This window comes from Bacillus sp. P14.5 (genome assembly GCF_003316765.1).
GTDB lineage: Bacteria > Bacillota > Bacilli > Bacillales > Bacillaceae_B > Rossellomorea.
The window spans coordinates 1-14,085 of sequence record NZ_NIJF01000113.1 but is presented as its reverse complement, the minus strand read 5'-3'; the positions used below and the strand labels follow the sequence as shown (position 1 = coordinate 14,085).

The following is a 14,085-nucleotide window of genomic DNA, read 5'->3' as shown; positions in this document are numbered from 1 at the left end:
TCTAACTAAAGCTTATAGTTAATCTTTATATCAATTATTATGACTTGGTACTAATTTTATCGAAATTCACTCCCTGTTGCAACATTTTTATATTTCCGCTCACTATGCATTTGTCTATACAGGACCGGCAGATGAACATATTCTATTTATATTAGAGCCCTATTTACAGGAAGGAGAATTGTTATGGAGCAGAAAGAACATCGTCCGCATCCCTTTGATATCATGGTGATGGGAAGGCGGGAAGAATCCCCGGCTGATAAAAAAGAAAATCATCTTGAAGCTGTAAATGAAGAAGAATCAAATCAAAATGGAGATCTGATGTCTCACATTGAGACTCTGGTCATTGCGTTTTCGGATTTGAAGCCTCTGGTCAGCAAAGTTATGCCTTTAATCAACAAATGGACAAAATCCTGATTGATTTCCTTCTTAAAGAGTGATGTGGAGGGGAAACACCATTTATTGATGTTACCCCTTCTATATTGATGTTGGGAAGCGGAGCTGTGAAATTCGGCAGTGGCATTTTTTCGAGCATTTGAATTGATGCTGATTATCCTGGCTTTATACCGCATCATGTTTCTGATTTTAAGATTTGATGCTGTTTATAAGATCTTTTCACATCATGTTTTCCATTTATGGACTTAATGCTGTTTAAACCGGCTTATTACTGCATCAAGTTAAAGTTTCGATGATTTGATGCTGTTTATCCTGCCTTTATACGGCATCATAATTCTAATATTAGGAGCTGATGCTGTTTAAAAGGACTTTATACCACATCATGTTTTCCATTTTTGGTTTTGATGCTATTTAAAAGGACCTTTTACTACATCAAGTTAAAGTTTTGATGATTTGATGCTGTTTATCCCGCCTTTATACAGCATCATAATTCTAATATTAGGATTTGATGCTGTTTAAAAAGACTTTATACCACATCATGTTTTCCATTTGTGAATTTAGTGCTGTTTAAACCGGCTTTTTACTGCATCATGTTAAAGTATTGATGATTTGATGCTGTTAATACTGCCTTTATACCGCATGATGTTTCTTATTTTAAGATTTAATGCTGTTTAAAAAGACTTTTTACCAAATCACCTTTTCAATTAATGAACTTGATGCTATTGCTTTCTACAACACCTTTCACCTGAGATTTTTAGAGGTAACAAGACTCCCTCCTTGCTAAAGATCTGTCATTTCTAAATCAGATTTAAAGTTTCCACTTTGGGTTAAACGCCTGCAGACCATAAGAGAAGGACGAAATCCTTTTGGAATTCCGTCCTTCTCAATTGTTTTTTTATAGAATTTCTATTTATTTTCTTCCAATGCGTCTCTACGTCCCATTTCATACGCCTCATTCATAACCTGTGTAAAAAGGGTCATGAAGGGCTGAATCATTTCGATGGATAGTTCAATGCCTGACTGCTCTAGCTGATCCTTAGCCTCAGGGAGGTATTTCATGGCAATTTGCATAAATTCCATATTCTTATCTTGCATTTTACTCATCCTTTCTCTCATTCGGGAGCTGCCCCATCTTGATATAATGACTGATGTCAGTCTCGATGTTTTCCCGGAACTGTTCATCTACAGCCGGGCTGAACTTCCCCATCGATATGACACCGTCCTGAAAATCAAAAGGGATATTTCCTGATTTCAGTGTATCATTTGAATATCTTTCCGCAACTACTTCATATAGTTTGTCCACATGCTGAACAGTGCTGGTGAGGACCGTGGATTCTCCCATGTCGGATTGATCCGATACGTATCCAACTGCATGAAGCCCTTTTTCTTTAAGCTTTTCAATGATGGGTATATTATATCCATCTCCGGCCGGGTATACAATGTCCACGCCATTTCTTAATTGAGTATGTAAAAGAACCATTGCTTTCTCTGTATGATCCCAGTCATCTGTATAATCAACAACCACATCGACATTGCTGTCCTGGTACTCGGCCCCTTCAATGAACCCTTTTACTTCGGGCTGCCATGCATAAGAAGCGACAATCCCGATATTTTTGGTTTGAGATTGATTGGCGGCTGTCATTCCTCCAAAGAATCCCATCGCGTACCCTTCAAACTTCAAGCTGGTAGTATTGGGCTGGCTGGCATTTCCATTGAAGCTGACGAAATGGATATGAGGGTAATCCACGGCAATCTCATTAAAGAAAGGGGCATATTCCTGTCCATGGCCAAAAATTAAATTGACACCCTTCTTATCATATTCCGCCACAGCTTGTTCAACCGCCTGCTTCGTTGACATTCCTTCTTTATAGAAAACATCCACTTCGAACTGTGACTGAATTTTGAGTAACCCTTTATACCCTTTTGTTCCCCAAACTTGGTCGCTTATCGTTTCAGGAACAAGCAGCCCTACATTCTGAAGGCTTTTTTGATCACTTTGCCCTGAACATCCAGTCAGTAAAAACAGTGCAATCAAGATGAAATTAAATAATTTCTTCATTATAGCAACTCCTTAAGGATGCCCTCCAGCAGCCGGCTTCCGTTTGTTTTGTAAACGAGCCATGCAGTGTAGGCATCTTGACTCGCAAATACTTGCGAATCCCCTGCAGGAAAAAAGACCTACCGGCAAGGGTTTGACTACTCTATTTTACCTTGCTTTATGGTTGAAGAAAAGAAAAAGTTGACTGGCAGTTCCTTTTCAGGATTTCTTTTGAAGCTCCATTACATCTTCAAACGACAGAGAGGGTTTCACACAGACTTGGTTGGATCTTTTTGGAATAATGTCAATAAGAGTCTGGCGCTCTCCTCTTTCCGTTTCTCCCTTTTTCAACAAACCAAGGCTTTTTTTCCAGCTGTCCTTATCGGCAGAAAGGAGATGGAAGCTTTCCAAATTTCTTTCGTTTAAAAGAATGGTTCGCGCTGCATCTTTAACGTATATAGCGGAACGGATATCATCTACATATTCTGTTTCCTCGCCTGATTGGAAAATCAATTTTTGAAATAGAAAGCTTCCAGGCTGTTTTGGACCAATAAGAGTAGGAAGATAAACAGAACAATGATTGGCGAGTGATTGTTCTTTTAAAAAGGAAAGAAAGTCTGAAAGTTCAACTTCCCCTGTTCTATCAGACAGTACGGTAGGCAGCAATAATACGGCATCTGTAAAGGAGGTTTTGTTTTTTCCAGGAACCTGCTGATTTGCTCCATAGTTTCGCCCTGCTTATCTGTAAAGTAATCATAGAGATTAATAAAGACTGAAGCTTTGTAATCCTTCTCCGGCATTTGCCGATGCATAGGCTGGTAAGTAATATTAGAATTTCTTCCCACCTCCAGCCATCTTTCCCCAGTTTCATCCTTAGAATCGACTGCCAGTACTTCCAAACCCTCTTCCAGCATCGCCAGGCACAACTCAAAACCTAAAAAGCCCAGTGCACCAGTTACAATCGCTTTATCCATAAATTCAGATTCCTCCTCACGTCCACCTTACAATTGTTCATGGGCTGAAAAATAAGAAACGATTTTATATGAAACTTTATGTTTCTTTTCCGGAAGTATAATATAAATTTCTCCAGGGAGATGGGTAATACTACGTTCTTTATATATATCATTTATGAGAGGAAATTGATTTTTATAACGAGATGCATTGATTGATTGAATTGTATATAACGGTTTTTCTGATTTCCTTAGATGTTCGCCAGCCTTAAGTCTGTTATTTACCAAATCCTCGCACTGCCGCTCTTCCAAGTTATAAGCCGCAGCCAGCTCTTTCATAAGTTTCTTATAAAAGAACTTTTGCTCTTTTTCTTGTGAAAAATGTTCATATAGTGATATGCATGGTGTCAGCATGACCACTGACCGTATTTGATGCTCCATGGAATGCAGCAGCTTTTCAACGAACAGCCCTCCCATCCCTTCAACTAGAACGTGGATCTCCTCGTTGATGATTTCCCTCCGTTTAATATAATGATAAACGCGTTGGGTCAGGCTCACTGCTTGATCGCTCCCCCAGTTTGCTCCATATAGGTTCGAATAAAATACAATGTACCCTTTCCCTGTCAATTCACTGATGATCGACTTCCTTGTTTCCTGCTGCAGCCAAAAACTGCTTTTTTCATCTACATAATGATTGATATCACCAATAAGCAGGACAGCAAACCCATTTGGACGGTCAGGATAGTGTACTATACAATGCTCATTATCGATGGTAAAGGTTCGATGGCTCATTTGAAAATTCCCCTTTTATAAAGCTGTGTTTCCGAGCTGCTTCGGTTACTTATGCCAGCGCACAGCTAAACATAACTCGTCATGATAGTTTATGAAAAAAAATTCATATGTTTGGGAGACGGCCTATAAAACAGGAATTTAAACTACAGATTTAGAATTATTCCACCTTTTGTCCTCGAACTGCAACTTCCTGATAAAGGGATGTTCGGATAACCACAGCTAAACATTAAAAGGCAGAATCCTTAAGTTCACGGAACGATTCTGCCCTTTTTCGCCTTCAAAATGCTAAAATGAGTTGTGAGTTCGGTTCAAGGTGTGCGACTCCGTTTGGTTGGCACACGGAGGTGAGGGCTTTAAATTGCCGCCTGCTCCTTAATTAAGTATCCAACGAAAAATTAAGGGGATATTTTCCCGCTAATTGAAAATTTTCAGCTCATATAGGAATAAATAGAGGGAGTTTTTACCCTTATATGAAAAAAAGCATCTATTTTCAAGTGTTTTAATTAGAATAACGGGAATTTCTCCCTCTATTTAAGCTATTTTCAGTGCTTTTAAATAAATAAGGGAAGTTTTTCCCTTTATTCACTATACTGTTTTCGCATATAGTATTGCTTTTGGAAAAATCCCAAAGCCGGATTTCCATCCAGATACTAAGAGTTCCCTCTCTGGCGTAATTTTTCGAAATACATTTTAAATAAGAAAAAAGCTATTTACTAAAAAGCACTGAACCATGCTTATAAGTGCCACCGGTCACTGTTCCATTCTTCGATAGATTTTCAGTACCCATCGATAACCAAAGGCTCATCTCGCTGCATAACATATTTACTGCCTATGAATGTATACTCGGACACAAAGAGTCCATATCTTAGAAAAGGTTTTCATTCCTGATTTGAAATTGATTTATTATTTCTTGATCTTATGGTACTATAATACAGAAAATGTTTTAAATAAGGGATTGCTCAAACTTCCCTTACGGACTCTATAACATTCTGTTATACATAGATGCAAGGAATTGAGGTGAATGTTTTGAAATACTTTTTGACTTTCTTTTGGACTTTCCTGCTTGTAGAAATGCTTACGTATGTAGTCAGTTCCATGACCGGAGCTCCCTTTGAGTTCCAAACCGGGGCGATCATCGCCGTGTTTGTTACTCTTTTGCTTTTTGTCGTTTCAATGATCATTCCGAACGAACCTGTGGAGAAACATTAAACAATGATAAAAAGGAGAATCCGCTATTAACGGATTCTCCTTTTTATTTGTCAAAAACAATTTTATCTTCATTTATATCTATTTTAACTGTGTCTTCCGCCTTGAAATGGCCTGCAATGATTTGCCTTGCCAGCTTAGTTTCAATATGTTTCTGAATATACCTTTTCAGCGGTCGGGCACCGTATACAGGATCATAAGCTCCTTTAGCGATGAACTCTTTCGCGGAATCAGTGATTTCCATGGTGATATTCTGTTCCAGCAGCCGGTCTTGAAGATCCTTCACAGCTTTTTCAACGATTCCTTTAATATTCGATATACTCAATGGCTTGAATAGAACGATATCGTCCACCCGATTGAGGAATTCAGGCCTGAAGGATGACCTCAGTTGACCCAGTACCAGATCTTTCGTTTTCTCATCGATTTCTTCTGAACCTTCTTCTCTCTCCAGCAAAAATTGCGAACCTATATTTGAAGTCATAATGATGACGGTATTTTTAAAATCAACGGTTCTTCCCTGAGAGTCCGTGATTCTGCCATCATCAAGCACCTGCAGCAGTATATTAAAGACCTCGGTATGGGCTTTTTCTATTTCATCAAGGAGTATGACAGAATAAGGCTTTCTTCTGACGGCCTCCGTAAGCTGTCCGCCTTCTTCATAGCCAACATATCCGGGAGGTGCGCCAATCAGCCTTGATACTGAATGTTTTTCCATATACTCTGACATATCAATCCGGATCATCTGCTCTTCGCTGTCAAAGAGAGTATGCGCCAGAGTTTTGGCTAATTCGGTTTTCCCGACACCTGTCGGACCAAGGAATATAAAGGAACCAATCGGTCTTCCAGGATCTTTTATACCCGCTCTTGCCCTGAGGATGGCATCGCTCACAAGCTGGACGGCGTCTTCCTGGCCAATCACCCTCTGATGCAAAATACTTTCCAGTTTCAGCAGTTTTTCCCGCTCACCTTCCACAAGTTTGCTGACTGGAATCCCTGTCCACCTTGCCACAATGCCGGCAATTTCTTCTTCTGTGACTTCTTCACGTAGCAAGCGGTTTTCCTGTTCATTCGCCATTGCTTTTTCAAGATCCTGCAGTTCCTTTTCAGTCTTAGGAATTTTACCATGCCGCAGTTCAGCCGCCTTATTTAAATCATAATCTCCTTCCGCTTCTTCAAGCTGCCGGCGGAGCTGCTCCAATTCTTCCCTTTTTCCTTGCAGCGTGTTGATTTTTTCTTTCTCCATCTGCCATTTCGCCTTCATCTCATTGCCTGCTTCTTTTAGGTTGGCTAGTTCTTCTTGCAGCTGCATTAAGCGGTTCTTGCTTGCTTCATCCTTCTCTTTTGAGAGAGCTGCTTCTTCTATCTCCAGCTGCATGATTTTCCGGGTTACTTCATCCAGCTCAGATGGCATGGAATCGATTTCTGTCCTGATCAGGGCACACGCTTCATCAACCAGGTCAATGGCTTTATCTGGAAGGAAGCGGTCGGTGATGTAACGGTCAGAGAGTGAAGCGGCGGCTACAATCGCCTTATCATGGATATTGACCCCATGATGGATTTCAAATCGCTCCTTCAATCCTCTTAGAATGGAGACCGTATCTTCAACATCAGGCTCCTTGACCATGACTTGCTGAAATCTTCGTTCCAAAGCTGGATCCTTTTCAATGTACTTTCGATACTCATTTAAAGTTGTAGCTCCAATACAATGGAGTTCACCTCTGGCAAGCATAGGCTTCAATAGATTGCCTGCATCCATCGCCCCTTCTGTTTTTCCTGCTCCAACAATTGTGTGGAGCTCGTCTATGAATAGAAGGATATTACCATTGCTTCTTTTTACTTCATTCAAAACCGCCTTCAATCTTTCTTCAAATTCACCGCGGAATTTAGCCCCAGCCACAAGGGCTCCCATGTCCAGCTCGAAAATCTGCTTATCTTTGAGCCCTTCCGGTACATCCTTCCTGACAATGCGTTGAGCAAGCCCTTCGATGATTGCGGTCTTCCCCACCCCCGGCTCTCCTATAAGAACCGGATTATTTTTTGTTTTTCTTGATAAAATTCTGATTACATGGCGGATTTCGCCATCTCTTCCGATGACCGGATCCATTTTTCCTGTTTTCACTTCTTCTATCAAGTCTCTTCCATATTTCTTCAGAACTTCATACTTGGATTCAGGATTTTGTGTATTCACTTTCTCTCCTCCTCTGATCTCCTCAATGATTATAAAAAGCTGTTCTTCTGATGTGAAATCTTCAATGTATCGTACTGCAGGATGCGGCTGTTCATGAAGTGCAAGCGCTAGATGTTCAACCGATAGGTACTCATCATCCATCCTGCTTTTTATCTTGTCTGCATCCTGGAAAAGCCGGTTGAAGTCATGGGAGGAATACTGGCCATATGTGATTCCTTCTCCTGCTACAGCGGGTTTTTCAGAAAGCAGTTTTTTTATATAGGAAATTAATTCACTTATATTAATACCAGCCCTGCTGTAAATTGAACGCAGCAGGCCATCTTCTTGTGAAAGCAGTGCTTTCCATAAGTGCAGAATTGTAATATCCGTATGCTGAAATTCCTTTGCGATCTCACCTGCTGAAATAATTGCGTCCTGAACCTTATAAGTGAAACCTTCAATATTCATAGCACACCTCCGTTTTGACCATTATTGACCTTTAATTTCATTATAATTATATCCTCAAAAAAGTAAAGCCATCCGCTTGAGGATGGCTTTACTTCATGACTATTGAGTCTTAGGCATATATGTCCAATAACGTTTGTCATTCGAGGTTTCCGGAAAGCGGTCTCCGGCTTTGAGTTTGACTTTCTTCGGGTTCATGACACCGCTCCCTGTTTCACCTATCTCGAGATAGATGCCGTTATTCGGCGCTTTTTGTCCTGAGCGAAATTGTCTTGACTGGCCCATTTCAGTCCCTCCCTTAATGCAAATTTCCTTTTTAAACAGACTCTAACGAAGGGCGATTTGATGAATCGCTTATACTTACTATGACATTCATTGAACAAAAAGATTCGCGGCTTTTATTGCCATTGCGAGACATTAAATCTCCAACAAAGAACATGCTGTTATCAAAGCTCCGGGATGGATGCTGTGCTATACTGAAAAATCACTTCATGTCATTACTTCTCTGTCAGGCTGTTCAGTTTTGTCTTGCAGGTATCCGCTCTTTGTTGTTAAATAGATAGATGTGAAGAAATTTTTCTATGGAGGAAAACAAATGACAGAAACTGCATACGAGCTCCTGAAGTACCTTTTTCTTGGGTTATTTCAAGGATTTACTGAACCGATTCCGATCTCCTCAAGTGGACATTTACAACTCGCCCAGCATTATCTAAATATAGACCTTCCAGGATTGACATTCGAACTGCTTGTCAATACAGCCTCTTTATTTGCGGTGCTCATTATCTACCGTGGAGACATTATGCGCCTTATAGTAAATGGGCTGGGATATTTTAAAGAAAAGACCCCGGAAACTAAACGTGACTTTTATTTTATTATTTACCTGATTGTCGGAACCATTCCTGCAGGGGTGATTGGTGTATTATTCGGTGATTTTATTTCTGAAGAGCTTTCAGGAATCAAAACGGTTGCCATCACCTTGATTATTACAGGATTTGCGCTCTGGCTGATTCGAAACCTTCGAGGCCGCAAGCATGATGGCGACCTTACCTTCAAGGATGCCATCATCGTAGGTTTGGCGCAGGCAGTTGCCTTGATTCCAGGGATCAGCCGTTCCGGTGCAACAATTGTCGCAGCGATGGCAAGAGGAATGAATCAGGAAACAGCACTGCGTTACTCTTTCCTTCTGTTTATTCCGGTCAGTTTTGGAGGCATGATTCTCGGCTTTTCCGACCTGCTTGATTATGAAAACTTAAAAGAGATGCTCATGCCATACACCGTGGCCTTCCTGGGCTCATTGGTGGCTTCATACTTCTCGCTTAAGTGGTTCATGAATATCATGGCAAAAGGCAATTTAAAGATTTTCGCCATTTATTGCGTAATTGTCGGTGCAGCTGTACTGATTTTCTAAAAGAACGGATTTTTTCCGTTCTTTTTTCTTGGCTTTTTTCGAATTAATTGTGGCTTTCGGATATCCCCGAATACCAGGATTGTTCTCTCTATGTGCGGTGAGCAGCTCTTTTCTTTATGAAAGGTTCCGTTTCAGGCAATTGCGGGGAGGAGGCAAACTGCCGCTAATAGACCAGACTGCAGAGTTTTTCTTTTCAGGTGACTCTCACGAGAAAAGCCGTATGATATAATTACGTTACTTAAATTGTGGCGAGGTGATAAGATGAGCGAACCCATAAATCCTTTTTCTGAGATCGAAAACCTATTCAAAAACAATGCAATGATAAAAAAAGTTGCAAAAGGCCGCTATCTGTTTCAGGAAGGTGCGACAGCCAAAGAGCTCTATCTTGTAAAAAGCGGAAAGGTTCAGATTGGAAAAGTGATCCCCGATGGAAGGGAACTGAGCTTAAGGATTTGCTCAACTGGTGATGTGATAGGAGAATTGACGTTATTTTGTGACGAATCCACTTACATGCTCAATGCCAAGGTAATGGAGGACTCCGAGGTTTATATCCTCTCTAAACACCTTTTTGAAGAAAACCTCTCAAATGAGCCTCAATTGACTGTGGAATGGCTGAAATGGGTTCAGCTGCAGAGCCGCAAGAACCAAACGAAATTTCGCGACCTTATTCTGCATGGAAAAAAAGGGGCTCTTTACTCCACCTTGATCAGACTCACAAACAGCTATGGAAAATCAGTTGAGGAAGGTATATTGATCGATTATCCTATGACCAACCAGGAGCTTGCCAATTTTTGCGGTACTTCAAGGGAAGTGGTCAATCGAATGCTAAGTGATCTGAGAAAAGAAAAAATCGTTTCGGTAGAAAAAACAAAATCATTGTCCACCATTTAGACTACCTTAAAAAAGAGATTGATTGTGAGAACTGTCCAATAAACGTCTGCACAATAAAATAGTGTTATTAATGAAGGAAACTGCCTTATTGTTTGGATGGCACTGAAAAAGTCGAACAAAATAAAAAGGCAGAATCGTTAACTGCAAAGAACGATTCTGCCTTTTTCACTTCAAACAAAAAAGTGTGATTTCCGTTCCAGGCACGCGACTCCGCTTCAATCAACGTTGGGGAATAGTATACTTCCGCTGATAAAGCCTTACTTTATAATAGAACCATCAAAATGATTTAAATATTCCTCTTACAAACAATGTGGTTCAGTAAGTATGTCGTGCTTGAGTATATAGTTGTTCCTCAAAGACAATATGTTACAGAGAATAAAGGAATCAATCGTCTTTTTCTAAGTTCATCCAGTTGGTTTTCCATGCAGTGATAACAAAAAAGCAGTGCACATTCAGAGGAATGGACACTGCTTTTTTATACTTTTATCGAATTCCCAATGCGATTTTCGCATATCTGGACATTTTGTCTTTGCTCCAAGGTGGATTCCACACGATGTCTACTTCTGTTTCTTTGACTTCTGGAAGGTCCGCAAGAGCTGCTTTCACCTGATCCACAATCGTTCCTGCCAACGGACAACCCATCGATGTTAAAGTCATGGTAACCGTCGCTTTGCCTTCTTCATCTAAATCCACATCATATACTAAGCCAAGGTTGACGATATCTATTCCCAATTCCGGGTCGACAACTTGTTCAAGTGTCCCCATCATACTGTCTTTCATTTCCTGGTCCATTCAATTTCACTCCTTATCTGCACCTTTTTCTATTTTAATCTTAACAAAGAATGTTATGTATAGAAAGTGATACGGCTCTTCGCAGTGCCTTTTGATTAGAGATTCTCTGCAAACCATTCCACACTTTTCAATACACCTTCCCGCGATACTTTATGTCCTGCGGATTCGTCTGTCATAAATTGCAAATCCTTCATTTGCGGTTTACCGTTTTCAGAAAGACTTTTATAAAAATCATATGCCGGCTGATAAGGGACAATGGTGTCCTGCTTTCCATGCCAGAAGAAGAGCGACTTGCCCTCGAGTACTTCCGGCTGTAATGTTAAATCATATTCTTTGAGCATTTCCATGAGCCCATTGAGTTTCTCATCAGAATAAGGAAGCTGATATCCTTTTCTTCTTAATGAACCGATTTGGGCATTTGCCAATGCTGTATAGGAAGGGCAGCCCATCAAACTGACCGCAGATTTTATCCATGGAAACTTTGTCAGAGCCCCCAACGTAACGATACCGCCCATGGAGGTGCCGGCTGTACCGATTCGTTGTTCATCAATAAGACCGCTTTTGATATAATGATTTTTCAACATGCCCAATTCCTCAATAGTCGTCAGGACGATTTCCCAAAATCGCATACTCAATCGGCTCTCGTTTAATCCTTCCCCTCTTTCTCCATGAAGCAGTGAGTCAGGCATTATCACTCTGAATCCCTTTTCCGCCAAGTAATATGCATAATGGAGGTTGTGTTCTTTAGCACTTGTAAAACCGTGTATAAAGAATACCGCAGGAAGCCTCTCATTTGACGTCTCCTGCAAGCTTAGATGCAGCACTGGTATATTTTCGATCTTCTCTTTTCTTATTGTAATCATCTGCATGACTCCTTTATCAGGGTTAAATTACTGTAAAAGTTTGTATAAATCAGTTTACCATGGTGGACTTCTGTTTTACGAAACATATACACTATACTTGTATATAAAATTTAGAATGGAGATTGATTTGATGAGTATGGAAAAGCATTTAATCGTTCTGGATCTTGATGGTACACTTTTAACAGATGAAAAGAAGATTTCCGAAAAAACCAAACTGACCTTACATAAAGCGAAAGATCATGGCCATGAAATCATGATTGCAACTGGAAGGCCGTATAGAGCAAGTGAAATGTATTACAATGAATTGGTGTTAAATACACCTATTGTCAACTTCAATGGTGCCTTTGTCCATCATCCTCTAGATAAAAACTGGCAGACTTTCCATCAACCTATGGAAGTCGGGGTAGCAAGGGAGATTGTACAGGCCTGCCATGATTTTGATTTCAATTTCAGGAACATCATTGCTGAAGTGATGGATGATGTGTACTTCCACTATCATGACGAACGCTTGATTGATGTGTTTAATTTTGGAGAACCAAATGTCACAACAGGCGATTTACGCAGCTATTTAACCCACTCCCCTACTTCCATGCTCATTCATGCGGATGAAGAGCATGTAACCGAAATCAGGGAGCATTTAAGTTCTGTTCACGCCGAAGTCATCGACCACCGCCGCTGGGCAGCGCCATGGCATGTCATTGAAATCGTTAAGAGCGGATTGAACAAAGCAGTAGGGATAGAAAAAGTGGCAAGCCACCTGGGCATCCCTCAGGACCGCATAATTGCATTCGGAGATGAGGATAATGATCTCGAAATGCTTAAGTACGCAGGTGTGGGGGTCGCAATGGGAAATGCAATCGAACCTTTGAAGAGCGTCGCTGATGACATTACATTGAGTAATGAAGAAGACGGGATTGCGGCATACCTGACCAGCCACCTCCGTTTAACCTGAATAAACAAACATTTACAAGGCTGGCAATAATTCTTTACTCTAATCACGCGCTTTTACGTTCATACTATATATGAGCACAAAGGTTTGGTGCTTAAATTGACAAAGGGGTGCTGAAGATGGGCAAAGGAAATAAATCCAAAAGATTTGTTCAACAAGGGAAAGACGCGGTCTCCAAACACGATGACCGTATCCCTTACCACTCCACACTGGCTGAAGCTGAAGCAAAAAAATTAGAGAACGTTGAAAATTCTTCGCTTGGAGGCATATAAAATGGGTAACCGATTATTTCAGGAAGCCCGTCAATACGTCCAATTAGCAAAGGATGCTTCAACCGAAGGCAGTGAAGACACCCAGCAAACCATTCAACGTGCCAAGAACGCACTATCTTCTGCGTATGCCAACACCACCACAGCAGAACAAGAGCAGCTGCGTGAATTACAGACCGAATTGAATCAGTTACAATAAGTCCAGTGCATCCGGAGTTAATTCCGGATGCTTTTTTTATTTAGGTGTTTTCGCAAAGATTGTGGCTGTCTTAAAATTAATGGATTTCCGCTCCAGACGTGCGACTCCGCGGGGCGGGCGTTGAGCCTCCTCGGCTTCGCCTGCGGGGTCTCAACTGTCCCGCTAGTCCCGCAGGAGGTCGCACGCCTTCCGCTCCAATCCTTCTACGTAAAAGGCGGAGGAGGATAAAGAATAGCATTCAAAATCTTGTAGAAAAGAGCTGTGCTTTTGTTGTGGAGACATATCGCCTCCCCAAAAGCTCCTCTCGTGTATCTACTCGGCCGGCATTGATACATATCTCTGCTCTAGAAGCTCTTCTCATGTATCCACATGGTCGACTTGGATACATATCTCCATTCAATATGCTCCTCTCGTGTATCCACCCCAGCGACTTGGATACATATCTCCGCCATAAAAGCTTATCTCATGTACCCGCACGGCCGACTTGGATACATATCTCCACTCAATATGCTTCTCTCGTGTATCCACCCCAGCGACTTGGATACATATCTCCGCCATAAAAGCTTATCTCCTGTACCCGCACGGCCGACTTGGATACATCTCTCCACTCAATATGCTCCTCTCGTGTATCCACCCCAGCGACTTGGATACATATCTCCGCCATAAAAGCTTACCTCATGTATCCACACGGCCGACTTGGATA

At 41.1% G+C, this 14,085-nt stretch carries 16 protein-coding genes and 1 pseudogene; 7 read left to right on the top strand and 10 right to left on the bottom strand.

Going from position 1 to position 14,085, the window contains the following annotated elements:
* The first annotated feature begins 183 nt into the window (after positions 1 to 183).
* Positions 184 to 414: a hypothetical protein gene (locus tag B9Z54_RS21965; protein WP_113930491.1), complete on the top strand. Its 231-nt coding sequence runs from the start codon at positions 184 to 186 to the stop codon at positions 412 to 414.
* 885 nt (positions 415 to 1,299) lie between these two features.
* Here the strand turns inward: B9Z54_RS21965 and B9Z54_RS21960 are convergent.
* The 5 genes from B9Z54_RS21960 to B9Z54_RS21940 all read right to left on the bottom strand — a co-directional run bounded on the left by B9Z54_RS21960 (position 1,300) and on the right by B9Z54_RS21940 (position 4,173).
* Positions 1,300 to 1,488 carry a ComZ family protein gene (locus B9Z54_RS21960; protein ID WP_113930490.1) on the bottom strand — a complete coding sequence of 63 codons (189 nt, stop codon included), beginning with the start codon at positions 1,486 to 1,488 and terminating at the stop codon, positions 1,300 to 1,302.
* Position 1,489: 1 nt separating this feature from the next.
* Positions 1,490 to 2,452, bottom strand: a complete 963-nt coding sequence (locus B9Z54_RS21955; protein ID WP_113930489.1) for a BMP family ABC transporter substrate-binding protein — start codon at positions 2,450 to 2,452, stop codon at positions 1,490 to 1,492.
* Between the two features lie 198 nt (positions 2,453 to 2,650).
* On the bottom strand, positions 2,651 to 3,097 hold the full coding sequence (locus tag B9Z54_RS21950; RefSeq protein ID WP_162785329.1) for a hypothetical protein: 447 nt from the start codon (positions 3,095 to 3,097) through the stop codon (positions 2,651 to 2,653).
* Complete coding sequence (locus tag B9Z54_RS21945) at positions 3,031 to 3,405, bottom strand: NAD-dependent epimerase/dehydratase family protein (RefSeq protein WP_113930487.1); 375 nt, start codon at positions 3,403 to 3,405, stop codon at positions 3,031 to 3,033. Before B9Z54_RS21945 ends, B9Z54_RS21950 begins: the two co-directional genes overlap by 67 nt.
* A gap of 27 nt (positions 3,406 to 3,432) precedes the next feature.
* Positions 3,433 to 4,173 carry a hydrolase gene (locus tag B9Z54_RS21940; protein WP_113930486.1) on the bottom strand — a complete coding sequence of 247 codons (741 nt, stop codon included), beginning with the start codon at positions 4,171 to 4,173 and terminating at the stop codon, positions 3,433 to 3,435.
* Between the two features lie 1,026 nt (positions 4,174 to 5,199).
* Here B9Z54_RS21940 and B9Z54_RS21935 point away from each other — a divergent pair.
* Entirely contained in the window at positions 5,200 to 5,382 is a 183-nt protein-coding gene (locus tag B9Z54_RS21935) for a YjzD family protein (protein WP_113930485.1), read from the top strand.
* A 43-nt stretch (positions 5,383 to 5,425) separates the two neighbouring features.
* On the opposite strand, the gene clpB is transcribed toward B9Z54_RS21935, so the two are convergent.
* Together clpB and B9Z54_RS21925 are read right to left on the bottom strand one after the other, a co-directional pair.
* On the bottom strand, positions 5,426 to 8,014 hold the full coding sequence (gene clpB, locus B9Z54_RS21930; RefSeq protein WP_113930484.1) for an ATP-dependent chaperone ClpB: 2,589 nt from the start codon (positions 8,012 to 8,014) through the stop codon (positions 5,426 to 5,428).
* A 99-nt stretch (positions 8,015 to 8,113) separates the two neighbouring features.
* Positions 8,114 to 8,296 (bottom strand): YjzC family protein, encoded by a 183-nt coding sequence (locus tag B9Z54_RS21925; protein ID WP_113930483.1) that lies wholly within the window; start codon positions 8,294 to 8,296, stop codon positions 8,114 to 8,116.
* A gap of 310 nt (positions 8,297 to 8,606) precedes the next feature.
* Between B9Z54_RS21925 and B9Z54_RS21920 the strand changes: the two genes are divergently transcribed.
* Both B9Z54_RS21920 and B9Z54_RS21915 read left to right on the top strand, forming a co-directional pair.
* The gene (locus tag B9Z54_RS21920) at positions 8,607 to 9,419 is read left to right on the top strand and encodes an undecaprenyl-diphosphate phosphatase (protein ID WP_113930482.1); all 813 of its coding nucleotides are present in this window, start codon (positions 8,607 to 8,609) and stop codon (positions 9,417 to 9,419) included.
* A 261-nt stretch (positions 9,420 to 9,680) separates the two neighbouring features.
* Positions 9,681 to 10,372: pseudogene (locus B9Z54_RS21915) on the top strand (Crp/Fnr family transcriptional regulator).
* Positions 10,373 to 10,793: 421 nt separating this feature from the next.
* Here the strand turns inward: B9Z54_RS21915 and B9Z54_RS21910 are convergent.
* Positions 10,794 to 11,102, bottom strand: a complete 309-nt coding sequence (locus tag B9Z54_RS21910; RefSeq protein WP_113930481.1) for a metal-sulfur cluster assembly factor — start codon at positions 11,100 to 11,102, stop codon at positions 10,794 to 10,796.
* Between the two features lie 95 nt (positions 11,103 to 11,197).
* Positions 11,198 to 11,965 (bottom strand): alpha/beta fold hydrolase, encoded by a 768-nt coding sequence (locus B9Z54_RS21905; RefSeq protein WP_113930480.1) that lies wholly within the window; start codon positions 11,963 to 11,965, stop codon positions 11,198 to 11,200.
* Positions 11,966 to 12,101: 136 nt separating this feature from the next.
* Between B9Z54_RS21905 and B9Z54_RS21900 the strand changes: the two genes are divergently transcribed.
* From B9Z54_RS21900 to B9Z54_RS21895, 3 genes are all read left to right on the top strand, one after another.
* Positions 12,102 to 12,917 carry a Cof-type HAD-IIB family hydrolase gene (locus B9Z54_RS21900; protein WP_113930543.1) on the top strand — a complete coding sequence of 272 codons (816 nt, stop codon included), beginning with the start codon at positions 12,102 to 12,104 and terminating at the stop codon, positions 12,915 to 12,917.
* Between the two features lie 116 nt (positions 12,918 to 13,033).
* Entirely contained in the window at positions 13,034 to 13,186 is a 153-nt protein-coding gene (locus B9Z54_RS25365) for a hypothetical protein (protein ID WP_187442618.1), read from the top strand.
* A gap of 1 nt (position 13,187) precedes the next feature.
* Entirely contained in the window at positions 13,188 to 13,382 is a 195-nt protein-coding gene (locus tag B9Z54_RS21895; RefSeq protein ID WP_113930479.1) for a DUF3813 domain-containing protein, read from the top strand.
* 396 nt (positions 13,383 to 13,778) lie between these two features.
* On the opposite strand, the gene B9Z54_RS25360 is transcribed toward B9Z54_RS21895, so the two are convergent.
* Positions 13,779 to 13,940 (bottom strand): hypothetical protein, encoded by a 162-nt coding sequence (locus B9Z54_RS25360; RefSeq protein ID WP_205207755.1) that lies wholly within the window; start codon positions 13,938 to 13,940, stop codon positions 13,779 to 13,781.
* Positions 13,941 to 14,085 lie beyond the last annotated feature (145 nt).